16 protein-coding genes and 1 tRNA gene are annotated in these 16,303 nt (G+C 45.6%); 12 read left to right on the top strand and 5 right to left on the bottom strand.

Annotated elements, in window-relative coordinates; translation table 11 throughout:
- Positions 1 to 774 (top strand): ZIP family metal transporter, encoded by a 774-nt coding sequence (locus tag FD973_RS09205; RefSeq protein WP_215323124.1) that lies wholly within the window; start codon positions 1 to 3, stop codon positions 772 to 774.
- 8 nt (positions 775 to 782) lie between these two features.
- Here FD973_RS09205 and FD973_RS09200 read toward each other — a convergent pair whose 3' ends face one another.
- Together FD973_RS09200 and FD973_RS09195 are read right to left on the bottom strand one after the other, a co-directional pair.
- A complete protein-coding gene (locus FD973_RS09200; RefSeq protein ID WP_215323123.1) occupies positions 783 to 1,613 on the bottom strand; it encodes a sulfurtransferase in 831 nt (276 codons plus the stop codon).
- A 57-nt stretch (positions 1,614 to 1,670) separates the two neighbouring features.
- Positions 1,671 to 2,777, bottom strand: a complete 1,107-nt coding sequence (locus tag FD973_RS09195) for an SRPBCC family protein (RefSeq protein WP_215323122.1) — start codon at positions 2,775 to 2,777, stop codon at positions 1,671 to 1,673.
- 161 nt (positions 2,778 to 2,938) lie between these two features.
- Here FD973_RS09195 and xseB point away from each other — a divergent pair, with 161 nt between their 5' ends.
- The 4 genes from xseB to folE2 are packed head-to-tail and all read left to right on the top strand — an operon-like array spanning position 2,939 to position 6,882.
- Complete coding sequence (gene xseB / locus FD973_RS09190; RefSeq protein WP_215323121.1) at positions 2,939 to 3,172, top strand: exodeoxyribonuclease VII small subunit; 234 nt, start codon at positions 2,939 to 2,941, stop codon at positions 3,170 to 3,172.
- Positions 3,172 to 4,074: a polyprenyl synthetase family protein gene (locus FD973_RS09185; protein ID WP_215323119.1), complete on the top strand. Its 903-nt coding sequence runs from the start codon at positions 3,172 to 3,174 to the stop codon at positions 4,072 to 4,074. Before xseB ends, FD973_RS09185 begins: the two co-directional genes overlap by 1 nt.
- A 44-nt stretch (positions 4,075 to 4,118) precedes the next feature.
- Positions 4,119 to 6,020 (top strand): 1-deoxy-D-xylulose-5-phosphate synthase, encoded by a 1,902-nt coding sequence (dxs, locus tag FD973_RS09180; protein ID WP_215323116.1) that lies wholly within the window; start codon positions 4,119 to 4,121, stop codon positions 6,018 to 6,020.
- Positions 6,021 to 6,045: 25 nt separating this feature from the next.
- The gene (gene folE2, locus FD973_RS09175) at positions 6,046 to 6,882 is read left to right on the top strand and encodes a GTP cyclohydrolase FolE2 (protein WP_215323114.1); all 837 of its coding nucleotides are present in this window, start codon (positions 6,046 to 6,048) and stop codon (positions 6,880 to 6,882) included.
- Positions 6,883 to 6,902: 20 nt separating this feature from the next.
- On the opposite strand, the gene tsaD is transcribed toward folE2, so the two are convergent.
- Positions 6,903 to 7,976 (bottom strand): tRNA (adenosine(37)-N6)-threonylcarbamoyltransferase complex transferase subunit TsaD, encoded by a 1,074-nt coding sequence (gene tsaD, locus FD973_RS09170; RefSeq protein ID WP_215323113.1) that lies wholly within the window; start codon positions 7,974 to 7,976, stop codon positions 6,903 to 6,905.
- Positions 7,977 to 8,053: 77 nt separating this feature from the next.
- Here tsaD and rpsU point away from each other — a divergent pair, with 77 nt between their 5' ends.
- The 5 genes from rpsU to FD973_RS09145 all read left to right on the top strand — a co-directional run bounded on the left by rpsU (position 8,054) and on the right by FD973_RS09145 (position 13,693).
- Positions 8,054 to 8,266, top strand: a complete 213-nt coding sequence (gene rpsU / locus FD973_RS09165; protein WP_011903537.1) for a 30S ribosomal protein S21 — start codon at positions 8,054 to 8,056, stop codon at positions 8,264 to 8,266.
- Positions 8,267 to 8,387: 121 nt separating this feature from the next.
- On the top strand, positions 8,388 to 8,834 hold the full coding sequence (locus tag FD973_RS09160) for a GatB/YqeY domain-containing protein (RefSeq protein ID WP_215323112.1): 447 nt from the start codon (positions 8,388 to 8,390) through the stop codon (positions 8,832 to 8,834).
- A 54-nt stretch (positions 8,835 to 8,888) separates the two neighbouring features.
- On the top strand, positions 8,889 to 10,838 hold the full coding sequence (gene dnaG, locus FD973_RS09155; protein WP_215323111.1) for a DNA primase: 1,950 nt from the start codon (positions 8,889 to 8,891) through the stop codon (positions 10,836 to 10,838).
- Positions 10,839 to 11,080: 242 nt separating this feature from the next.
- Complete coding sequence (gene rpoD, locus FD973_RS09150; protein ID WP_215323109.1) at positions 11,081 to 13,603, top strand: RNA polymerase sigma factor RpoD; 2,523 nt, start codon at positions 11,081 to 11,083, stop codon at positions 13,601 to 13,603.
- A 13-nt stretch (positions 13,604 to 13,616) separates the two neighbouring features.
- Positions 13,617 to 13,693: transfer RNA gene (locus FD973_RS09145), tRNA-Ile, on the top strand.
- A 150-nt stretch (positions 13,694 to 13,843) separates the two neighbouring features.
- Here the strand turns inward: FD973_RS09145 and FD973_RS09140 are convergent.
- Positions 13,844 to 14,317, bottom strand: a complete 474-nt coding sequence (locus tag FD973_RS09140) for a hypothetical protein (RefSeq protein WP_215323107.1) — start codon at positions 14,315 to 14,317, stop codon at positions 13,844 to 13,846.
- A 4-nt stretch (positions 14,318 to 14,321) separates the two neighbouring features.
- Positions 14,322 to 14,513: a DUF3079 domain-containing protein gene (locus FD973_RS09135; protein WP_215323104.1), complete on the bottom strand. Its 192-nt coding sequence runs from the start codon at positions 14,511 to 14,513 to the stop codon at positions 14,322 to 14,324.
- Positions 14,514 to 14,689: 176 nt separating this feature from the next.
- On the opposite strand from FD973_RS09135, the gene FD973_RS09130 reads away from it, so the two are divergent.
- Positions 14,690 to 15,115: a PAS domain-containing protein gene (locus FD973_RS09130; RefSeq protein WP_215323096.1), complete on the top strand. Its 426-nt coding sequence runs from the start codon at positions 14,690 to 14,692 to the stop codon at positions 15,113 to 15,115.
- Positions 15,116 to 15,126: 11 nt separating this feature from the next.
- On the top strand, positions 15,127 to 16,281 hold the full coding sequence (locus FD973_RS09125; RefSeq protein WP_215323094.1) for an NnrS family protein: 1,155 nt from the start codon (positions 15,127 to 15,129) through the stop codon (positions 16,279 to 16,281).
- Positions 16,282 to 16,303: the final 22 nt, after the last annotated feature.

The following is a 16,303-nucleotide window of genomic DNA, read 5'->3' as shown; positions in this document are numbered from 1 at the left end:
ATGTCAGTATTGCAAAGCATTCTCTTGGTTACTGCGTTAGCGGGTACTGCTAGCGTATTGGTTGCTGCGAGCTGCTCCTTAGCCATGCTTTCTAAGATGGTCAACAATATGGTGAGCTTGTCTGTTGGCATTTTGTTGTCTACAGCCCTGCTCCATTCCCTTCCAGAGGCCTTTAGCATGGAAGGGGTAAAACCTCAGCTTTTGTTTGCAACTTTACTTGGCGGGCTTTTAGGTTTTTTCTTGCTCGAAAAAATTGCCCTCTTGCGCCATGATCATCATCATGAGGGTGATGGACATCACCATCACCATGGACATGATGCAGAGAATGCTGGACGAAGTGGTTGGATGATTTTGGTTGGCGATGGCCTTCATAACTTTGTGGATGGCATTTTGATAGCTGCAGCATTTATGGCTGACTATCAAGTGGGTATCTTCACAGCGATTGCGATTATTGCCCATGAGATTCCGCAAGAGATCGGCGACTTTATCGTCTTGCTTAATGCTGGCTTCTCCCGTGCCCGAGCTCTTTTATATAACTTTATCTGCGGCTTATCGGCGGTGGTTGGTGGCGTATTGGCGTACTTCTTCTTGGAGCGGGCGCATGCTGCGATGCCTTACTTGCTGGTCATCGCCTCAAGTAGTTTTATTTACATTGCTGTGAGTGATTTGATTCCGCAAATGCATCGTCGCCCACACTGGGCTGAATCTTTGCGTCAAACTGTGTTGATTGCTTGTGGCGTAGGATTTGTTGTACTCCTATCGCTCTTGCATTAAAAAGATACTTAGAGTTCAACTGGTCTGGCGGGGTCCGCGCACCATTCACTCCAACTTCCTGCATAAAGACGAGAGCCTTTAAATCCAGCAACCTCCATAGCAAGAAGGTTGTGGCATGCAGTCACCCCAGATCCGCATTGATGTATTACCTCAGAAGCTTTAATTGGACCAAGAAAGTCTGAAAACTCTTTGAATAATTGTTCTGGAGTTTTAAATGCGGTTGCATTGAGATTATTTTTAAAGAAACGATTTAGTGCGCCAGGTATATGACCCCCGACAGGATCAAGCGTTTCATTTTGACCATGAAAGCGATCGTCAGCGCGAGCATCAATAACCTTGCTTTTCTTTGTTTGAAGATTGCCAAGCACTTCTTCTACAAGCACCAATCCTGCATAAGGCATCACTCCAACGGCTTGGGTGCAAGGGGCTGGCGCTCTTGGAATAGTGCCCATTGGACCATTCCAAGCGTCTAAACCACCATCTAGAACACGAACATTGGCGTGTCCTGTGGCTTTAAGCATCCACCATAAGCGACTGGCGTATACGGAGCCTTGTTTGTCATAAGCTACAACTAAGGTGTTGGGGCTGATGCCAAGACGTGTTTTGGTTTGTGCCCATGCTTCGGGGCTTGGAAGAGGGTGTCTTCCATTTAATCCAGTTTTGATGCCTGATAGATCTTTATCGAGATCGACATAGATTGCACCGGGGATGTGACTTTCTTCGTAGGACTTTTTACCGCTAAGAGGGTCTGCTAAATCAAAGCGACAATCACACAACAATACATTCTCGCCACTATTTAGGATTTCTTCTAATTGGTTTGCTGAGATTAGAGGAGTCATGATGCTTCCTATTTTGAGTGACGATTGTATTAAGTCAAAACTATCAAATTCTTTGAATTATGCGCCTTCATAGTTCATGACACGACGATACCATTCATGAAAATGTTGCATGCCATCTTCCATGGGACTTTGATATGGTCCGACTTCATTAATGCCGCGTGCAAGCAGAGCGGCACGCCCTTGATCCATGCGTTCGCCAATTTCATCATCTTCGATGCAGGTTTCCATGTAAGCCGCGCGCTCTGCTTCGACAAACTCGCGTTCGAATAATGCGATTTCTTCCGGATAGTAGAACTCCACAATATTGCGAGTCTTACCAGGTCCCATCGGGTGCAATGTGGATACACAGAGAACACCTGGATACCATTCCACCATGACATTAGGATAGTAGGTTAGCCAGATAGCGCCGTGGCGTGGGGCTTTGCCGTCAAATTGACGCAATACTGCTTCATGCCAATTTCGATAAGTTGGCGAACCTGGTGTTTGCAAATCTTTATGAATGCCTACTGTTTGTACGCTATGCCAATCACCAAATTCCCAACGTAAATCTTCGCAAGAAACAAACTTGCCAAGACCTGGATGAAAGGGGACAACATGATAGTCCTCGAGGTAAACCTCAATGAATGTTTTCCAGTTGTAATTGCAATCATGTACTTCTACATGGTCCAAAACATAACCATCAAACTTCAGATCATCTGCAACACCTAGCTTGGCAAGATCAGAACGCACATCTCGTGGACCCTCAAACAAAAGTCCTTGCCAATTCTGCAAAGGAGACTTGCCTAAATTGAGACAAGGCTTATCTTCAAAATGCGGGGCTCCCAACAAAGTGCCACTTAAGTCATAGGTCCAGCGATGTAATGGACAAACAATATTGTGTGCTTTGCCCCTGCCATTGAGCATTAGCGCTTGACGATGACGACAAACATTTGAAAGTAGTTCTATGCCAGATTCATTGCGTACCAGAATCCGACCTTCGTTTTCTGCGCTCAGGGTTTGATAACAGCCTATTTCAGGCACCATGAGTTCATGGCCGACATAGCCGGGCCCCTGCTTAAAAAGCAGTTCAATTTCCCGCTGATACAAGTCAGCGTCAAAATATGCCGAAACCGGCAGTTGTAGATTGGACGGCGCAAGCTTCTGCGCGGTAGCCAGATTAGTCATTCTCCCCACCCCCGAAAACGTCAGCCGAAGCTAAGCGGAATAACCAATCCAACCATCGACGAATCGATATTGGAAAGGAAGGGGTGGATTATACCCATCCAAATGCCTTCTCGCTTTAAGATGTAGGGCTATCCGTATAGGAATTAGGAAGGAAACCGCTTATGCCAGCCAAAAAGTCTGAGGGTCCAAAACCCGGTCTCGAGGTCCAAATTGACCCCGAATTACGCTATGAAGAAGCTGTAAAAGAGCTAGAAAAGCTAATTTCCGATATGGAATCAGGCAAATTCTCCTTGGAGGAGACTTTGCTGGCTTATCAACGCGGGGCAGCTTTACTAAAACACTGCCAAGGTATGTTGGCTCAGGTAGAGCAACAGGTTCGAGTATTTGAGGCCTAATGACCACAGCTTTTCAATTTCAAGAATGGGTTAATGCTCACTCTGAGCGAACTGAACGAGCCTTAGAGTGCTTGCTCGATTCCGAGAGCACTGTTCCGCAACGACTGCATGAGGCTATGCGTTATGCGGCCCAAGGTGGTGGCAAGCGCATTCGCCCATTATTGGTGTATGCCGCAGGGCAACTTGGTAAGGGCGTGGAAGCAGAAAACGCAGAGATTTTGGATGCAGCGGCAGTAGCGATTGAGTGTATTCATGCTTACTCGCTAGTTCACGATGATTTGCCTTGTATGGATGATGATGACTTGCGTCGCGGTCGTCCTACGGTTCATAAGGCTTTTGATGAAGCCACAGCACTTTTGGTTGGAGATGCCCTACAAACACGTGCCTTTGAACTTCTAGCGAATGTTCATGGTGATGCTGAGGTTCGATTGCGGATGATTAGTGCTTTAGCTGCCGCCTCAGGATCACGTGGAATGGCTGGCGGGCAGGCGATTGACCTTGAGAGCGTTGGTAAAAAACTAGATCTTGCCGGTTTAAAACAAATGCATGCCATGAAGACTGGTGCTTTGTTGTCGTGTGCAGTGGAGTTGGGTGGCATTGCTGCGCAACTACAAAACTCGCAAATGGAGCAGCTTGAGCGCTATTCAAAAGCTCTAGGTTTGGCATTTCAGATTGTGGATGATGTCCTAGATGCTACCGCTGATAGTCAAACCCTCGGCAAGACGGCAGGTAAAGACGCCGCTAACGACAAGCCAACCTATGTCACCTTGATGGGTTTAGACTATGCACAGAAACAAGCCAAAGAGCTTCAAGAAACCGCTATTGCGAGTTTGGATGGATTTGGCGAGCAAGCCCAAGCATTAAAAGATTTGGCTCTCTTAGTTGTTAATCGCGGCAAATAAGAAAGACACAAGAGAGATAAATTAGTACAGATTATTTAGATTCGATGACTTTACATTCCATCAACTCCCCAGCTGATCTCAAAAAACTTTCGCGCGAAGAGCTTCCTGCTTTGGCTGATCAATTGCGTGAGTTTGTTTTAGATTCAGTATCCAAAACCGGCGGCCATCTATCATCCAACTTAGGAACCGTGGAGCTATCGATCGCATTGCATTATGTATTTGATACCCCTGATGATCGAATAGTGTGGGATGTGGGACACCAAAGTTATCCGCACAAAATTCTGACTGGTCGACGTGAGCGTATGAATACTTTGCGTCAGCATAAAGGCCTCTCTGGATTTCCGCATCGCTCTGAAAGTGAGTTTGATGCATTTGGTACTGGACATTCATCAACTAGCATTTCTGCTGCAATGGGAATGGCGCGCGCATTTCAAACCAAAGGCGAGCGTCATGTGGCTGTAGCGGTCATTGGTGATAGTGCGATGACTGGAGGGCAGGCTTTTGAGGCGATGAATAACGCAGGTGTGTATGACGATCTACCCTTGATTGTTGTTTTGAATGACAACGATATGTCGATCTCGCCAGCGGTCGGCGCTCTCAATCGTCACTTAGCTAGATTACTGAGCGGTAATATTTACTCGGCGACTAAAAAAGGTATTGATAGTGTTTTGTCGATAGCGCCGCCATTACGCGAATTCGCTAAGCGCCTTGAAGATCATGCCAAAGGCATGGTTTCTCCATCGACGATTTTTCAAGAATTTGGTTTTAATTACTTTGGTCCGATCGATGGTCATGACTTAGATGCATTGATTCCAATGTTGCAGAATGTGCGCCGCTTGGCTCTTGAAGGGCGCGGCCCGCAGTTCTTGCATGTTGTTACCAAGAAGGGTCAAGGCTATGAGTTGGCCGAGGCTGACCCAGTGCTGTATCACGGACCAAGTAAATTTAATCCTGAAGAGGGCGTCAAAAAATCCACCGCCAGTAAGAAAACCTTCACACAAGTATTTGGTGAGTGGTTGTGTGACATGGCGCATGCTGACCCGGCCCTCATCGGCATTACTCCTGCTATGCGAGAAGGTTCTGGCTTGGTTGAGTTTGAAAAGAATTTCCCAAAGCGTTACTACGATGTTGGCATTGCTGAGCAGCATGCAGTGACATTTGCAGCGGGTATGGCGTGCGAGGGAATGAAGCCAGTAGTAGCGATATATTCCACTTTCTTGCAGCGCGGATATGATCAGCTCATTCATGATGTAGCCCTACAAGATTTGCCTGTATTGTTTGCGCTTGATCGTGCTGGTCTGGTTGGTGCTGACGGCGCTACTCATGCCGGCGCATATGACATTCCATTCTTACGCTGCATTCCCAATATGTTGGTCTTAACGCCAGCAGATGAAGCAGAGTGCCGTGATTTGTTAACTACAGCCTTTCATCAACCGCATCCAAGTGCAGTTCGCTATCCTCGCGGCTCAGGTATAGGAACTATTCCATCTAAAGAGCTGAGAACTGTTCCCTTGGGTAAAGGTGAGATTCGTCGCAAATCTAGCGCTCCAGTAGGACAGCGTTTAGCAATTCTTTCTTTTGGCACTTTGCTCTACCCAGCACTTGAAGTCGCTGAAATGATTGACGCCACCGTCGCGAATATGCGTTTTGTTAAGCCACTCGATATTGATTTAATTCAATCTTTATCGGCAGATCATGATTATTTTGTGACCATTGAGGATGGTGCTATTGCTGGTGGCGCTGGTAGTGCTTGTTTGGAGGCCCTTTCTAAGCTTGGCATTAACAAACCCCTCTTGCAGTTAGGTCTTCCTGATCAGTTCATTGAGCACGGCGACTACAACTTGTTAATGACTAAGTGTGGCTTGGATGTAGAGGGTATTGCTATGTCCATAAAACAGCGTTTTCCGGCCGTAAATGCCACAAATTCGGTGCTAGCAGGCAAATAAGCTTGTTTTGCCTGAAAATAGAGCCATGAATGATATGAATCCCGCCTTTTTAAAAGCAAGCGCCATGCCAGATGTGCAATCCACTTTGGATGAGCGCGCATTGCCAATTGAGCAGGTAGGTATTCGTGGCGTACGGCATCCCCTCTTGATTCGTAGCAAGACTGGCAACTTTCCTTCAGTAGGTCTGTTTGAGATGGATGTTGCTCTACCTGCGCATGTGAAAGGTACTCACATGTCGCGCTTCATGTCTTTATTGCAGAAGCAAGATGTTGCGGTTGATAGCACTTCAGTAGTAGCTATGGTGCGTGAGATGTTGCCATTGCTTGATGCCACAGAAGGGCATGTGCAATTTACATATACACACTTTGTTAAAAAAGCTGCGCCTGTATCCGGCGTAGAAAGTTTGATGGATTATGAAGTGACCTGGATGGCTACTGCAAAGCAAAATACTTCTGGTAGCGCCGACATCAAGTTGGGTTTACGTGCGCAAGTTCCCGTCATGAGTTTATGTCCATGCTCAAAAGAAATTTCAGATTTTGGCGCACATAATCAGCGCTCCCATGTGACTATGTCGGTGGTCTTGGATGCTGAAACCAAAATGACAGTAGAGGATTTAATTACTGCCGCTGAGAGTGAAGCCTCTAGTGAATTGTGGGGTTTGCTTAAGCGTCCAGACGAAAAATGGGTTACTGAGCGTTCTTATAGCAACCCCAAGTTTGTTGAAGACTTAGTGCGCGACGTTGCTGGCAAACTCAAGGCGGATCAGCGTATTCATTCTTTTGTTGTTGAGGCTGAGAATTTTGAGTCGATTCACAATCACAGTGCATTTGCTCGCATCAGCTTAGATAAAAATTCTCAATAAGCTAATCAGTAGATATTCAATTACCTTAGATTGTTGCTTTGTAAATCCCAGCGGGGTTTGATATCAAAGGCTCCAGATGTTGTGGAGCCATTATTTTGAGCTAGCATTCGTAGGGCGCCAGCAAATGCAATCATCACGCCATTGTCAGTGCATAACTCAAGCGGTGGGTAATGCACTTCAAAACTATTCCGTTTTGCTTTGTCATTGAGTGCCTTGCGCAATTGCAAATTAGCGCCAACACCTCCTGCGAGCACTAGGTGTTTGCAACCAGTTTGCTTAAGCGCTTTTTCAGATTTGCTGACCAATACAGCGACTATAGAGTCAACAAAACTTCGAGCAAGGTCTGCATGAAATTGTGCGATTTCATGAGCATCTGCAATATTTTTTTCGGCAAACTTTTTGGTTTGATTGAGCGCTGCGGTTTTTAAGCCGGAGAAAGAGAAATCTAAATCACCAGAATGCAACATGGGTTTTGGGAGATCAAAAATTTCTGGACGCCCTTGTTCTGCCAGTTTGGAGATTGCTGCACCACCTGGGTAGTCGAGTCCGAGTAATTTGGCTGTCTTATCAAACGCTTCGCCCGCAGCATCATCCAAAGTCTCCCCAAGTAGCTCATATTGGCCAATGCCTGAGACTTTCATGAGCTGAGTATGCCCACCAGACACTAGGAGGGCGATAAATGGAAATTGGGGGGCGGTTTGGCCTAAAAGCGGAGAAAGTAGATGCCCTTCGAGGTGGTGAACCCCAATGGAAGGCAAATTTAGGCCTTGGGCGAGCGATTTCGCAAAAGCACTCCCAACAAGGAGGGCACCCGCCAACCCAGGCCCTTGTGTAAATGCCACGGCATCAATGTCGGCTAATTTGAGTCCAGATTGGGCTAAAGATTGGTCTAAAAGGGGTAAAACTCGACGAATATGGTCACGGGAGGCTAATTCCGGCACAACGCCCCCATAGTCCCGGTGCATGGCTATCTGGGAGTGCAAACCCTGTCCTAGAATGCCCTGGAACGCAGGTTTACCCTCTTCCCAGGGTTTGGTGTTGTATAAAGCCACCCCGGTTTCATCACAAGAAGTTTCTATTCCTAAAACAATCATTTTTTGTCGTGGTCGTGCTAGAATCGCAATTCAGTTAATTTTTCGATATTTTTCGAGCATATACGAGTTAAACCAGTATGACTACAGTCCGCCTCCGCGAAAACGAACCATTTGAAGTGGCATTGCGCCGTTTCAAGCGCACCATTGAAAAGAATGGCCTTTTGACAGACTTGCGCGCGCGCGAGTTCTACGAGAAGCCAACGGCTGAGCGTAAGCGTAAAAAGGCTGCTGCTGCAAAGCGTCACTACAAGCGCATTCGCAGCCAAATGTTGCCTAAGAAGCTTTACTAATAGAATTTAGAAGCTCTCTTCACCGAGAAGCTTTGAAACCCGCTGACGGTGAAACGCAGCGGGTTTTTGCTTTTTGAGTTACCAAACATCACTAGATATATTCAACACCAGGAATAAAGTCATGAGCCTTAAAGATCAAATTACCGAAGATATGAAAAACGCAATGCGCGCAAAAGAAACTGAGCGCTTGGGAACTATTCGTCTTTTATTGGCGGCAATTAAACAACGTGAAGTTGATGAGCGTATCGTGGTCGATGATGCAGGTGTGATCGCGACTGTTGAAAAAATGATTAAGCAACGTAAAGACTCCATCTCTCAGTTTGAGAAAGCGGGTCGTGATGATTTGGTGGCTGTTGAAGCGGCTGAGATGGCGATTCTGCAAACCTATTTGCCCGCCCAATTATCTGATACGGAAGTTGAGGCTGCAGTGGCTGCTGCAGTTAGCTCAACAGGAGCGACTGGCCCACAAGATATGGGTAAAGTCATTGGCGTTCTCAAAGGTCAGTTGGCTGGTAAGGCTGACATGGGTAAGGTCTCGGGCTTGGTTAAAGCTGCACTGGCAAAGTAATACGAAGCCTCCTCTGTTTATTGCTAAGTAAAACAGTCTCATACTGCTAGCCATATGGCACTCATTCCACAATCCTTTATTGCCGATCTATTAAATCGGGTTGATATCGTTGATGTGGTTGGGCAACATGTGAAGTTAAAAAAAGCGGGTGCAAATTTTCAAGGTTTGTGCCCCTTTCATTCAGAGAAGTCACCTTCGTTTTCGGTATCGCCAACTAAGCAGTTCTATCATTGCTTTGGATGTGGTGCGCATGGATCCGCCATTAGTTTCTTAATGGAATACTCAGGCCTAGGTTATGTAGATGCGATAGAAGATCTTGCGCGTTCAGCAGGTCTAGAAGTGCCTCGTGAAGAGCGCACAGCAAATGACATCGCCCGTCAGCAGCAAGCCATGGCGCTAAGCGAAGTGATGAATGCTGCTGCCGATTGGTATCGCACGCAACTTAAAGGTAGCGCTAGAGCGGTTGAGTATCTCAAAGGACGTGGGCTGACAGGTGAAATTGCTAAGCGTTATGCTCTCGGCTATGCGCCTGACGGCTGGCAAGGTCTTGAAACTGTTTTTGGTTCTTACTCCAATGATGATGTGGCTAAGACCTTAATCGAGGGTGGTTTACTCATTCAGGGCGAAACTTCTGAAAGTGGTCAGCCTGTTAAACGCTACGATCGATTTCGCGATCGCATCATGTTTCCCATTCGCAATCCTAAAGGACAAACTATTGGCTTTGGTGGTCGGATTTTGGATCAAGGAGAGCCTAAGTATTTAAATTCTCCAGAGACTCCCTTGTTCTCTAAGGGCAATACTCTCTATGGATTATTTGAGGCAAGACAAGCGATTCGCGCGCAAGAATATGTTCTAGTTTGCGAAGGCTACATGGATGTTGTTGCATTAGCTCAATTGGGATTTCCAAATGCGGTTGCAACTTTGGGTACAGCGTGTACTGCGAACCATGTGCGTATGCTCTTAAGGCAAACCGATAAAGTAGTGTTCTCTTTCGATGGTGATGCCGCTGGTCAACGAGCAGCACAGCGTGCATTAGAGGCATGCCTGCCTTTAATGTCGGACGATAAAGAAATCCGCTTCTTATTTTTGCCAACAGAACACGATCCCGATAGTTACGTTCGTGCTTATGGCGCACCTGCCTTTGAAAAGGCGATCAAAGAAGCGCTGTCTATTTCTAGCTTCTTTTTTAAGGTGGCAAGTGAGAATCATGAGTTAACCACTCCGGAGGGCCGAGCCCAGACGCATCATGCCGCTAAACCACTTTTACTCTCGATGCCGCCAATTGCTTTGCGCACTCAAATTTTGCGCGAGCTTGCTATTCGCACTAATACTGCACCTGCGGAACTTGAGGCATTCTGTGGTCTAACCGTGGTGCCAGCACCAGTGCGTCAAACAACTTATCAGCCGACTCAAGTTAATCAAAACAATCAGAATCATTTTTCTAGTAACGGAAATCGCCAAGGTGCTCCTTGGCAGGCCTCCAAAGGATCTGCAAAGCGAGTTGCCACGCAAAATATTGAACCACCCAAAGCGCCAACTGATCTGGCGGAACAAATCTTGCGAGTCATTATTCAATTTCCACATTTAGGTAAAGCATTGGATGCCAACAAGCGTTCTCTCGCATTAAAAGCGGCGGAGCAAAGATCTCAAAAAGCCCATGCCTTGATGAAAGATCTTTTTTCTCAGTGTGATTTAGTGGAACCAATTCTGGGTGAGGATGGCAAGACGGTGACAATTGGCGCAGGAGCGTTTGCCATGTTCCAAGATCAACTCTCCCGCAGTGAGCTTGCCCCTTTGTATGAGGTATTGAGAAATCGGGTGATGGGGTCGGATGTGGAGTTGGAGGGGGCTACTGCTGACCTTGACGGGGCAATGAAAAAGCTTGAGCTAGCTCACCTTAAGCAAGAAATGACAGAAATTGCTCAAAAAATTGCGGCTAGCACCGCAACCGATCAGGATCGGGCGCGCTATCGGGAGTTAGGCGAAAAGCTGAAATTCTCGTAAAAATTCCTGAAAACACCCCTAGAAATTGACTGAAATTTCCCCATATTTTTAATGGGGAGAGGGTAAAAAAGTCGCAATCGACTATAATCCTCTGTTCCCAAGAAAAAACCGATTTAATTCAGCCACTTGCGCTTTATTTTGAAGAAATTTGGGGTAAGTGGGTAAGTAAGTGAGTGAATTACTACGGGGGCTGTGTTTAATCAGTCGATATCAATAACAGTAATGTGAGTAAGTGCTAATAAATGCCGAATACCAAGACCAAAAAACCAGCTCCAAAAGCAAAAACACCTGCGAAACCAGTTAAAGCAGCAGCAAAACCTGCAGTCAAGGCAAAAACACCTGCGAAACCAGTTAAAGCAGTTGCAAAACCTGCCCCAAAAGCAAAAGCACCAGCTAAGCCTGCTCCTAAGGCAAAAGCACCGGCTAAGCCAGCACCTAAAGCTAAGGCACCAGCTAAACCAGCCCCAAAAGCTCCCGCTAAGCCTGTTAAAGCAGTTGCAAAACCTGCCCCAAAAGCAAAAGCACCAGCTAAGCCGGTAAAGGCTGCTACTAAGCCAGTTAAAGCCGCTGCTAAGCCCACTACAAAAGTAACTGCAAAGCCTGCGAAGGCTGAAGTCAAGGTTGAACCAGTAAAAAAGGGCAAAGCTGCAACAACACCAAAGGCTGAGCTAGCAAAAGAAACTAATGCAGCTAAAGAAGTTAAAGACAAAAAAGCCAAAGCGGCTGTGCTTGAAGTTCCGGTAGTTGAGGAAGAAAAGAAGCGCGGTCGTAAGGCAAAGGCAGATGCGCCTGCAGAAAATGCAGAGCCAGTTTTAACTGATCGCCAAAAAGCCCGTGAGCGTAAAGCCAAAGAGAAAGCGCTCCTAAAAGAATTTGCTGCACAACAACTAGGCACAGAAGAACAGCAAGAGCTGCGTCGCGCTCGCTTGAAGACATTGATCAAGATGGGTATGTCCAAGGGTTATTTAACCCATGGTGAGATGAATGACGTTATGTCCGATGAGTTGTCTGATGCTGATGCATTAGAGACTTTGATTAGCTTGCTCAATGACATCGGTATTACTGTTTATGAACAAGCGCCTGATGCGGAAACATTAATTCTTTCTGACAACACAGCCGCAGCTGCCTCTGAAGAAGAGGCAGAGGAAGAGGCAGAAGCCGCTCTATCAACAGTTGATTCAGAATTCGGTCGCACTACTGATCCAGTTCGCATGTACATGCGTGAGATGGGCACAGTAGATCTGTTGACTCGCGAAGGCGAGATCGTGATTGCTAAGAAGATTGAGGCAGGTCTCAAAGACATGGTTATGGCTTTGGCTGCTTGCCCGGTGACTATTGCTGAGATTTTGAGTAATGTCGATAAGATCGCTAGCGGTGAGATTGAGATCGATCAGTTTGTTGATGGCTTAGTTGATCCAAATGCAGAAGATATCAAGCTTGGGCCTGAAGAGTCTGAGGTTGATCCAGACGCTGATGATGAAGAAGATGATGGAGATGACGAAGGCGGTGGCGGTGGTGGTGGCGCCGCAACAGCAAACGCTAAGCAATTGGAAGAGTTGAAGCAGATTTCCTTGGAGAAGTTTGCGATTGTTCGTGCGCAAGCCGACAAGATGCGTCGCGCCTTTGATAAAGACGGTTATAACTGCCCTGCATACATTAAAGCCCAAGACGCAATCCGTGCAGAATTGCTCGGTTTCCGCTTAACTGCAAAGAGTGTTGAAAAGCTGTGTGACACTATGCGCTCACAGGTTGATCAAGTTTGGAAGCTTGAGCGCGGCATCGTCAGTCTCTTGGTAGACAAAGTAGGCGTGAATCGTGGTGAAGTATTAAAAGACTTCCCTAAGATGTCAATGAACCTAGAATGGACAGATAAGTTGCTAAAAGAGAACAAGCCTTACAGCGCACTCTTGCAGCGTAATGTTCCTGCTATTCAAGAACTCCAGCAAAAGTTAATTGATATTCAAAAGAATGTCGTTATTCCGCTGCCAGAATTAAAAGAAGTTAACAAGCAGATGATCGCTGGCGAGAAGCGTGCTCGTGAAGCAAAACGTGAAATGACGGTAGCCAACTTACGTTTGGTTATTTCGATTGCTAAAAAGTACACCAACCGTGGCTTGCAATTCTTGGATCTGATTCAAGAGGGCAATATTGGTTTGATGAAAGCGGTAGATAAGTTTGAATATCGTCGTGGTTATAAGTTCTCTACCTATGCAACTTGGTGGATTCGTCAAGCGATTACACGTTCGATTGCTGACCAAGCACGTACGATTCGTATTCCTGTTCACATGATTGAAACAATCAACAAGATGAACCGCATTAGCCGTCAAATCTTGCAAGAAACTGGTCATGAGCCTGATGCTGCAACCTTGGCCTTGAAGATGGAGATTCCTGAGGACAAGATTCGCAAGATCATGAAGATTGCAAAAGAGCCAATCTCTATGGAGACACCAATTGGTGACGATGAAGATTCTCATCTAGGCGACTTCATTGAGGATGGCAATACATTAGCTCCAGCTGAAGCGGCATTGCATGACTCTATGCGTGATGTTGTTAAAGATGTTCTAGATTCTTTGACACCGCGTGAAGCAAAAGTATTGCGTATGCGTTTCGGTGTGGAGATGAGTACAGACCATACTCTTGAAGAAGTTGGTAAACAGTTTGACGTTACCCGTGAGCGTATTCGTCAGATTGAAGCGAAGGCTCTAAGAAAGATGCGTCACCCAAGCCGTAGCGACAAACTCAAAACCTTCCTCGAGGAAGATTGATCCAAAGACTAACGGGCCTATAGCTCAGTTGGTTAGAGCAGAGGACTCATAATCCTTTGGTCCCAGGTTCAAGTCCTGGTGGGCCCACCAGAAAAGCAAACCCTCATCAGCAATGGTGGGGGTTTTGTCTTATGGGCGTTACTTTAAGTAATCCTTGTTTCATCTAAATATCAGGAGTAGGATTAACTGGTCTCCTCGATACTGTTATATGGTTTATATCCGCTCATAGGCGGATATTTTTTAATAAAAAAATCCGTGAGCACCTAGAACGGAGACAATTATTGTGACTAGACTTAATAGCAAAATAATTGCATGCACAATTTGAGTTTTTTGTAAGTTGGTGATGTTGTGCCCATTCTTGACCATCTTTCCATGCTCTTTTAAGAAAAATGGTTCAACTATAAAAAGGGCAAGAAAGAAGAGTGTCCATACAAAAACCATGGCATGCATCCAGAAATATTGAATTTCTGTAAAGCGGTTCCAAGCATTTAATCTATAGGTCATATAGAACCCACTAATGCCTGCCAACAAGACCATTACTCTGGCGATATTGGCAAATTGATTTTCAACGACATTAAAAATAGCCAGTTGATCGACGTGAAACGAGGATCGTCTCAGAGTCGGTATGAGCACTAGCGTCACAAATGTAACGCCACCCATCCAAATCACTACGCTAAGAATATGTATTGCCCTTGCGATAGTTAAGTCGTTCATGGAGCTATTGTGGGTTCTTTAGTAAGTCTCGATTATCCATGCCCCACGTTTCCCATCCTTCACCAAATAATTCATACGGATGTTGGGCTCTATCTGAGCCATTTCCACAAGCCATGGAGTTCGATGGGCAGTATCTCTCGCATCCCCAGCAAACACGTTCGGGGTGTGGTGGATTGATTGGAAACTTCTTTTGCATGATGCGTTTATTAAATTCCAATTAGCTGAAATGGCATTTGATCTATCGCAAAAGAAGGGGTGTTTTGATGATCCATTAGAAACCTTACTTTGTTACATAGTTCTATTGGGCTATATCAAACCCTACCCATTATTAGGAAAATGTTCCAAATTTGTAATTTTTAGATAGAGGTTTGTATGTCAAATCAGGTGAATTTTGAACAGCTAGCAAATGTCATGGGTGATGGGGTGGTAATTTCTGATGCCAAAGGAGATATTGTTTTTTGGAATGCAGCAGCAGAGCGTATTTTTGGATATAGCTCTAGTGAAGCTTTGGGGAAAAGCCTGGACATCATTACACCTGAGCGTTTTAGGGAGCGTCACTGGGATGGCTATAAAAAATCAATGGATACAGGAACTACCCGTTACGGCACAACTTTATTAACGGTACCCGCTTTGCATAAAGAAGGTAAACCTTTGTCTATTGCCTTTACCGTAGCAATGCTGACTGATGCCTCTGGCAAAGTGACTGGCATTGCGGCCGTGGTGAGGGATGATACTGAGCGCTTTCAAAATGATCGGGCTTTAAAGAAACGCATTGCGGATTTAGAGGCGAAGTCTTAAGCCTAGTTGATATGTCCAAAAAGACAATGCCTTTATTTGCCCTTGGCTTTAGGCCATTCTATTTGCTAGCGGCTCTTTGGTCTGTGATTGCTGTGGCTGAGTGGTTATGCGAGTTAAGCGGCTATAGCTTCAGGGGAAGTAGTGCAATACCCGGCATTCAGTGGCACGCACATGAAATGATTTTTGGTTTTGCTGCTACGGTTGTAGCTGGTTTTGCGCTTACGGCAGTGAGAGCTTGGACGGGCTTGGATACTCCAACTGGCAAGTCATTAATGTTATTGGTTTTGCTTTGGATTGCTGGAAGAGTCGGGCCATTATTGAGTCCCTACCTAGCAGTTGTAGATGTTTTATTTTTACCTGCAATTGCGATTGCTATTGGCAGGTTGATTTTGCATCAGCGCATGTATAGAAACCTATTTCTCCCATTCATTTTGAGTGTACTAGGTGTTTTAAATGCCGTGTTCTATCTATCAGCAAATAATCGAATTCGAATTGATGCCAATAAAGTCTTGATTATTTCTTTGTTTTTGATTGTGATGATTGAGATCATGATTGGGGGCAGAGTTATACCAAGTTTTACGGCTAACGCATTTTTTGGGATAAAGCAAATTCGTAATAAAAACTTAGCAACCTTAGTACTTGCTTGTTGTGGCGCATCTCTCTTGCTGTGGATTTTTTTTCCAGCAAGTTATTTGACTGCGATAGTTTGTCTATTTACCGGTCTGATTCAATTAAAGATGTTGTGGGGCTGGAATCCCCTTGCAACAGTTTCTAAACCAATCGTATTGGTTTTGCATGCTGCATATTTATGGATTCCACTTGGCTTTATTCTCTTGGGGCTCTCTGCATTAGGTTTTGTAACGATTTACATACCAGTGCATGCATTTGGGATTGGCGCAACCGCAGGGCTCATCATTGGAATGATTACGCGCACTGCAATGGGGCATACCGGCCGCCCATTAATTGCAGGTGTAATCGAAACGCTTGCTTATACATTGGTACAAGCTACAGCAATATTTTGGATGTTGGCTCATGCCTTCAGTGGAACATGGTTTCACTCCGCTCTTGGCTGGGCTGGAATTTGCTGGTGTACAGCATTTATTTTGTATTTGCTTAAATATTTTCCTTGGTTAACAAAACCTCGATTAGATGGGCAGCCTGGCTAAGCAATAGCCACAACACTACTTA

This window comes from Polynucleobacter sp. MWH-Braz-FAM2G (assembly GCF_018687635.1).
GTDB lineage: Bacteria > Pseudomonadota > Gammaproteobacteria > Burkholderiales > Burkholderiaceae > Polynucleobacter.
This window is presented reverse-complemented; position numbering and strand designations above follow the sequence as displayed.

Excerpts from the sequence above, each read along its gene's own strand:
- FD973_RS09205 (WP_215323124.1), top strand. The coding sequence starts at position 1 with ATGTCAGTATTGCAAAGCATTCTCTTGGTTACTGCGTTAGCGGGTACT.
- FD973_RS09200 (WP_215323123.1), bottom strand. The coding sequence starts at position 1,613 with ATGACTCCTCTAATCTCAGCAAACCAATTAGAAGAAATCCTAAATAGT.
- FD973_RS09195 (WP_215323122.1), bottom strand. The coding sequence starts at position 2,777 with ATGACTAATCTGGCTACCGCGCAGAAGCTTGCGCCGTCCAATCTACAA.
- xseB (WP_215323121.1), top strand. The coding sequence starts at position 2,939 with ATGCCAGCCAAAAAGTCTGAGGGTCCAAAACCCGGTCTCGAGGTCCAA.
- FD973_RS09185 (WP_215323119.1), top strand. The coding sequence starts at position 3,172 with ATGACCACAGCTTTTCAATTTCAAGAATGGGTTAATGCTCACTCTGAG.
- dxs (WP_215323116.1), top strand. The coding sequence starts at position 4,119 with ATGACTTTACATTCCATCAACTCCCCAGCTGATCTCAAAAAACTTTCG.
- folE2 (WP_215323114.1), top strand. The coding sequence starts at position 6,046 with ATGAATGATATGAATCCCGCCTTTTTAAAAGCAAGCGCCATGCCAGAT.
- tsaD (WP_215323113.1), bottom strand. The coding sequence starts at position 7,976 with ATGATTGTTTTAGGAATAGAAACTTCTTGTGATGAAACCGGGGTGGCT.
- rpsU (WP_011903537.1), top strand. The coding sequence starts at position 8,054 with ATGACTACAGTCCGCCTCCGCGAAAACGAACCATTTGAAGTGGCATTG.
- FD973_RS09160 (WP_215323112.1), top strand. The coding sequence starts at position 8,388 with ATGAGCCTTAAAGATCAAATTACCGAAGATATGAAAAACGCAATGCGC.
- dnaG (WP_215323111.1), top strand. The coding sequence starts at position 8,889 with ATGGCACTCATTCCACAATCCTTTATTGCCGATCTATTAAATCGGGTT.
- rpoD (WP_215323109.1), top strand. The coding sequence starts at position 11,081 with ATGCCGAATACCAAGACCAAAAAACCAGCTCCAAAAGCAAAAACACCT.
- FD973_RS09140 (WP_215323107.1), bottom strand. The coding sequence starts at position 14,317 with ATGAACGACTTAACTATCGCAAGGGCAATACATATTCTTAGCGTAGTG.
- FD973_RS09135 (WP_215323104.1), bottom strand. The coding sequence starts at position 14,513 with ATGCAAAAGAAGTTTCCAATCAATCCACCACACCCCGAACGTGTTTGC.
- FD973_RS09130 (WP_215323096.1), top strand. The coding sequence starts at position 14,690 with ATGTCAAATCAGGTGAATTTTGAACAGCTAGCAAATGTCATGGGTGAT.
- FD973_RS09125 (WP_215323094.1), top strand. The coding sequence starts at position 15,127 with ATGTCCAAAAAGACAATGCCTTTATTTGCCCTTGGCTTTAGGCCATTC.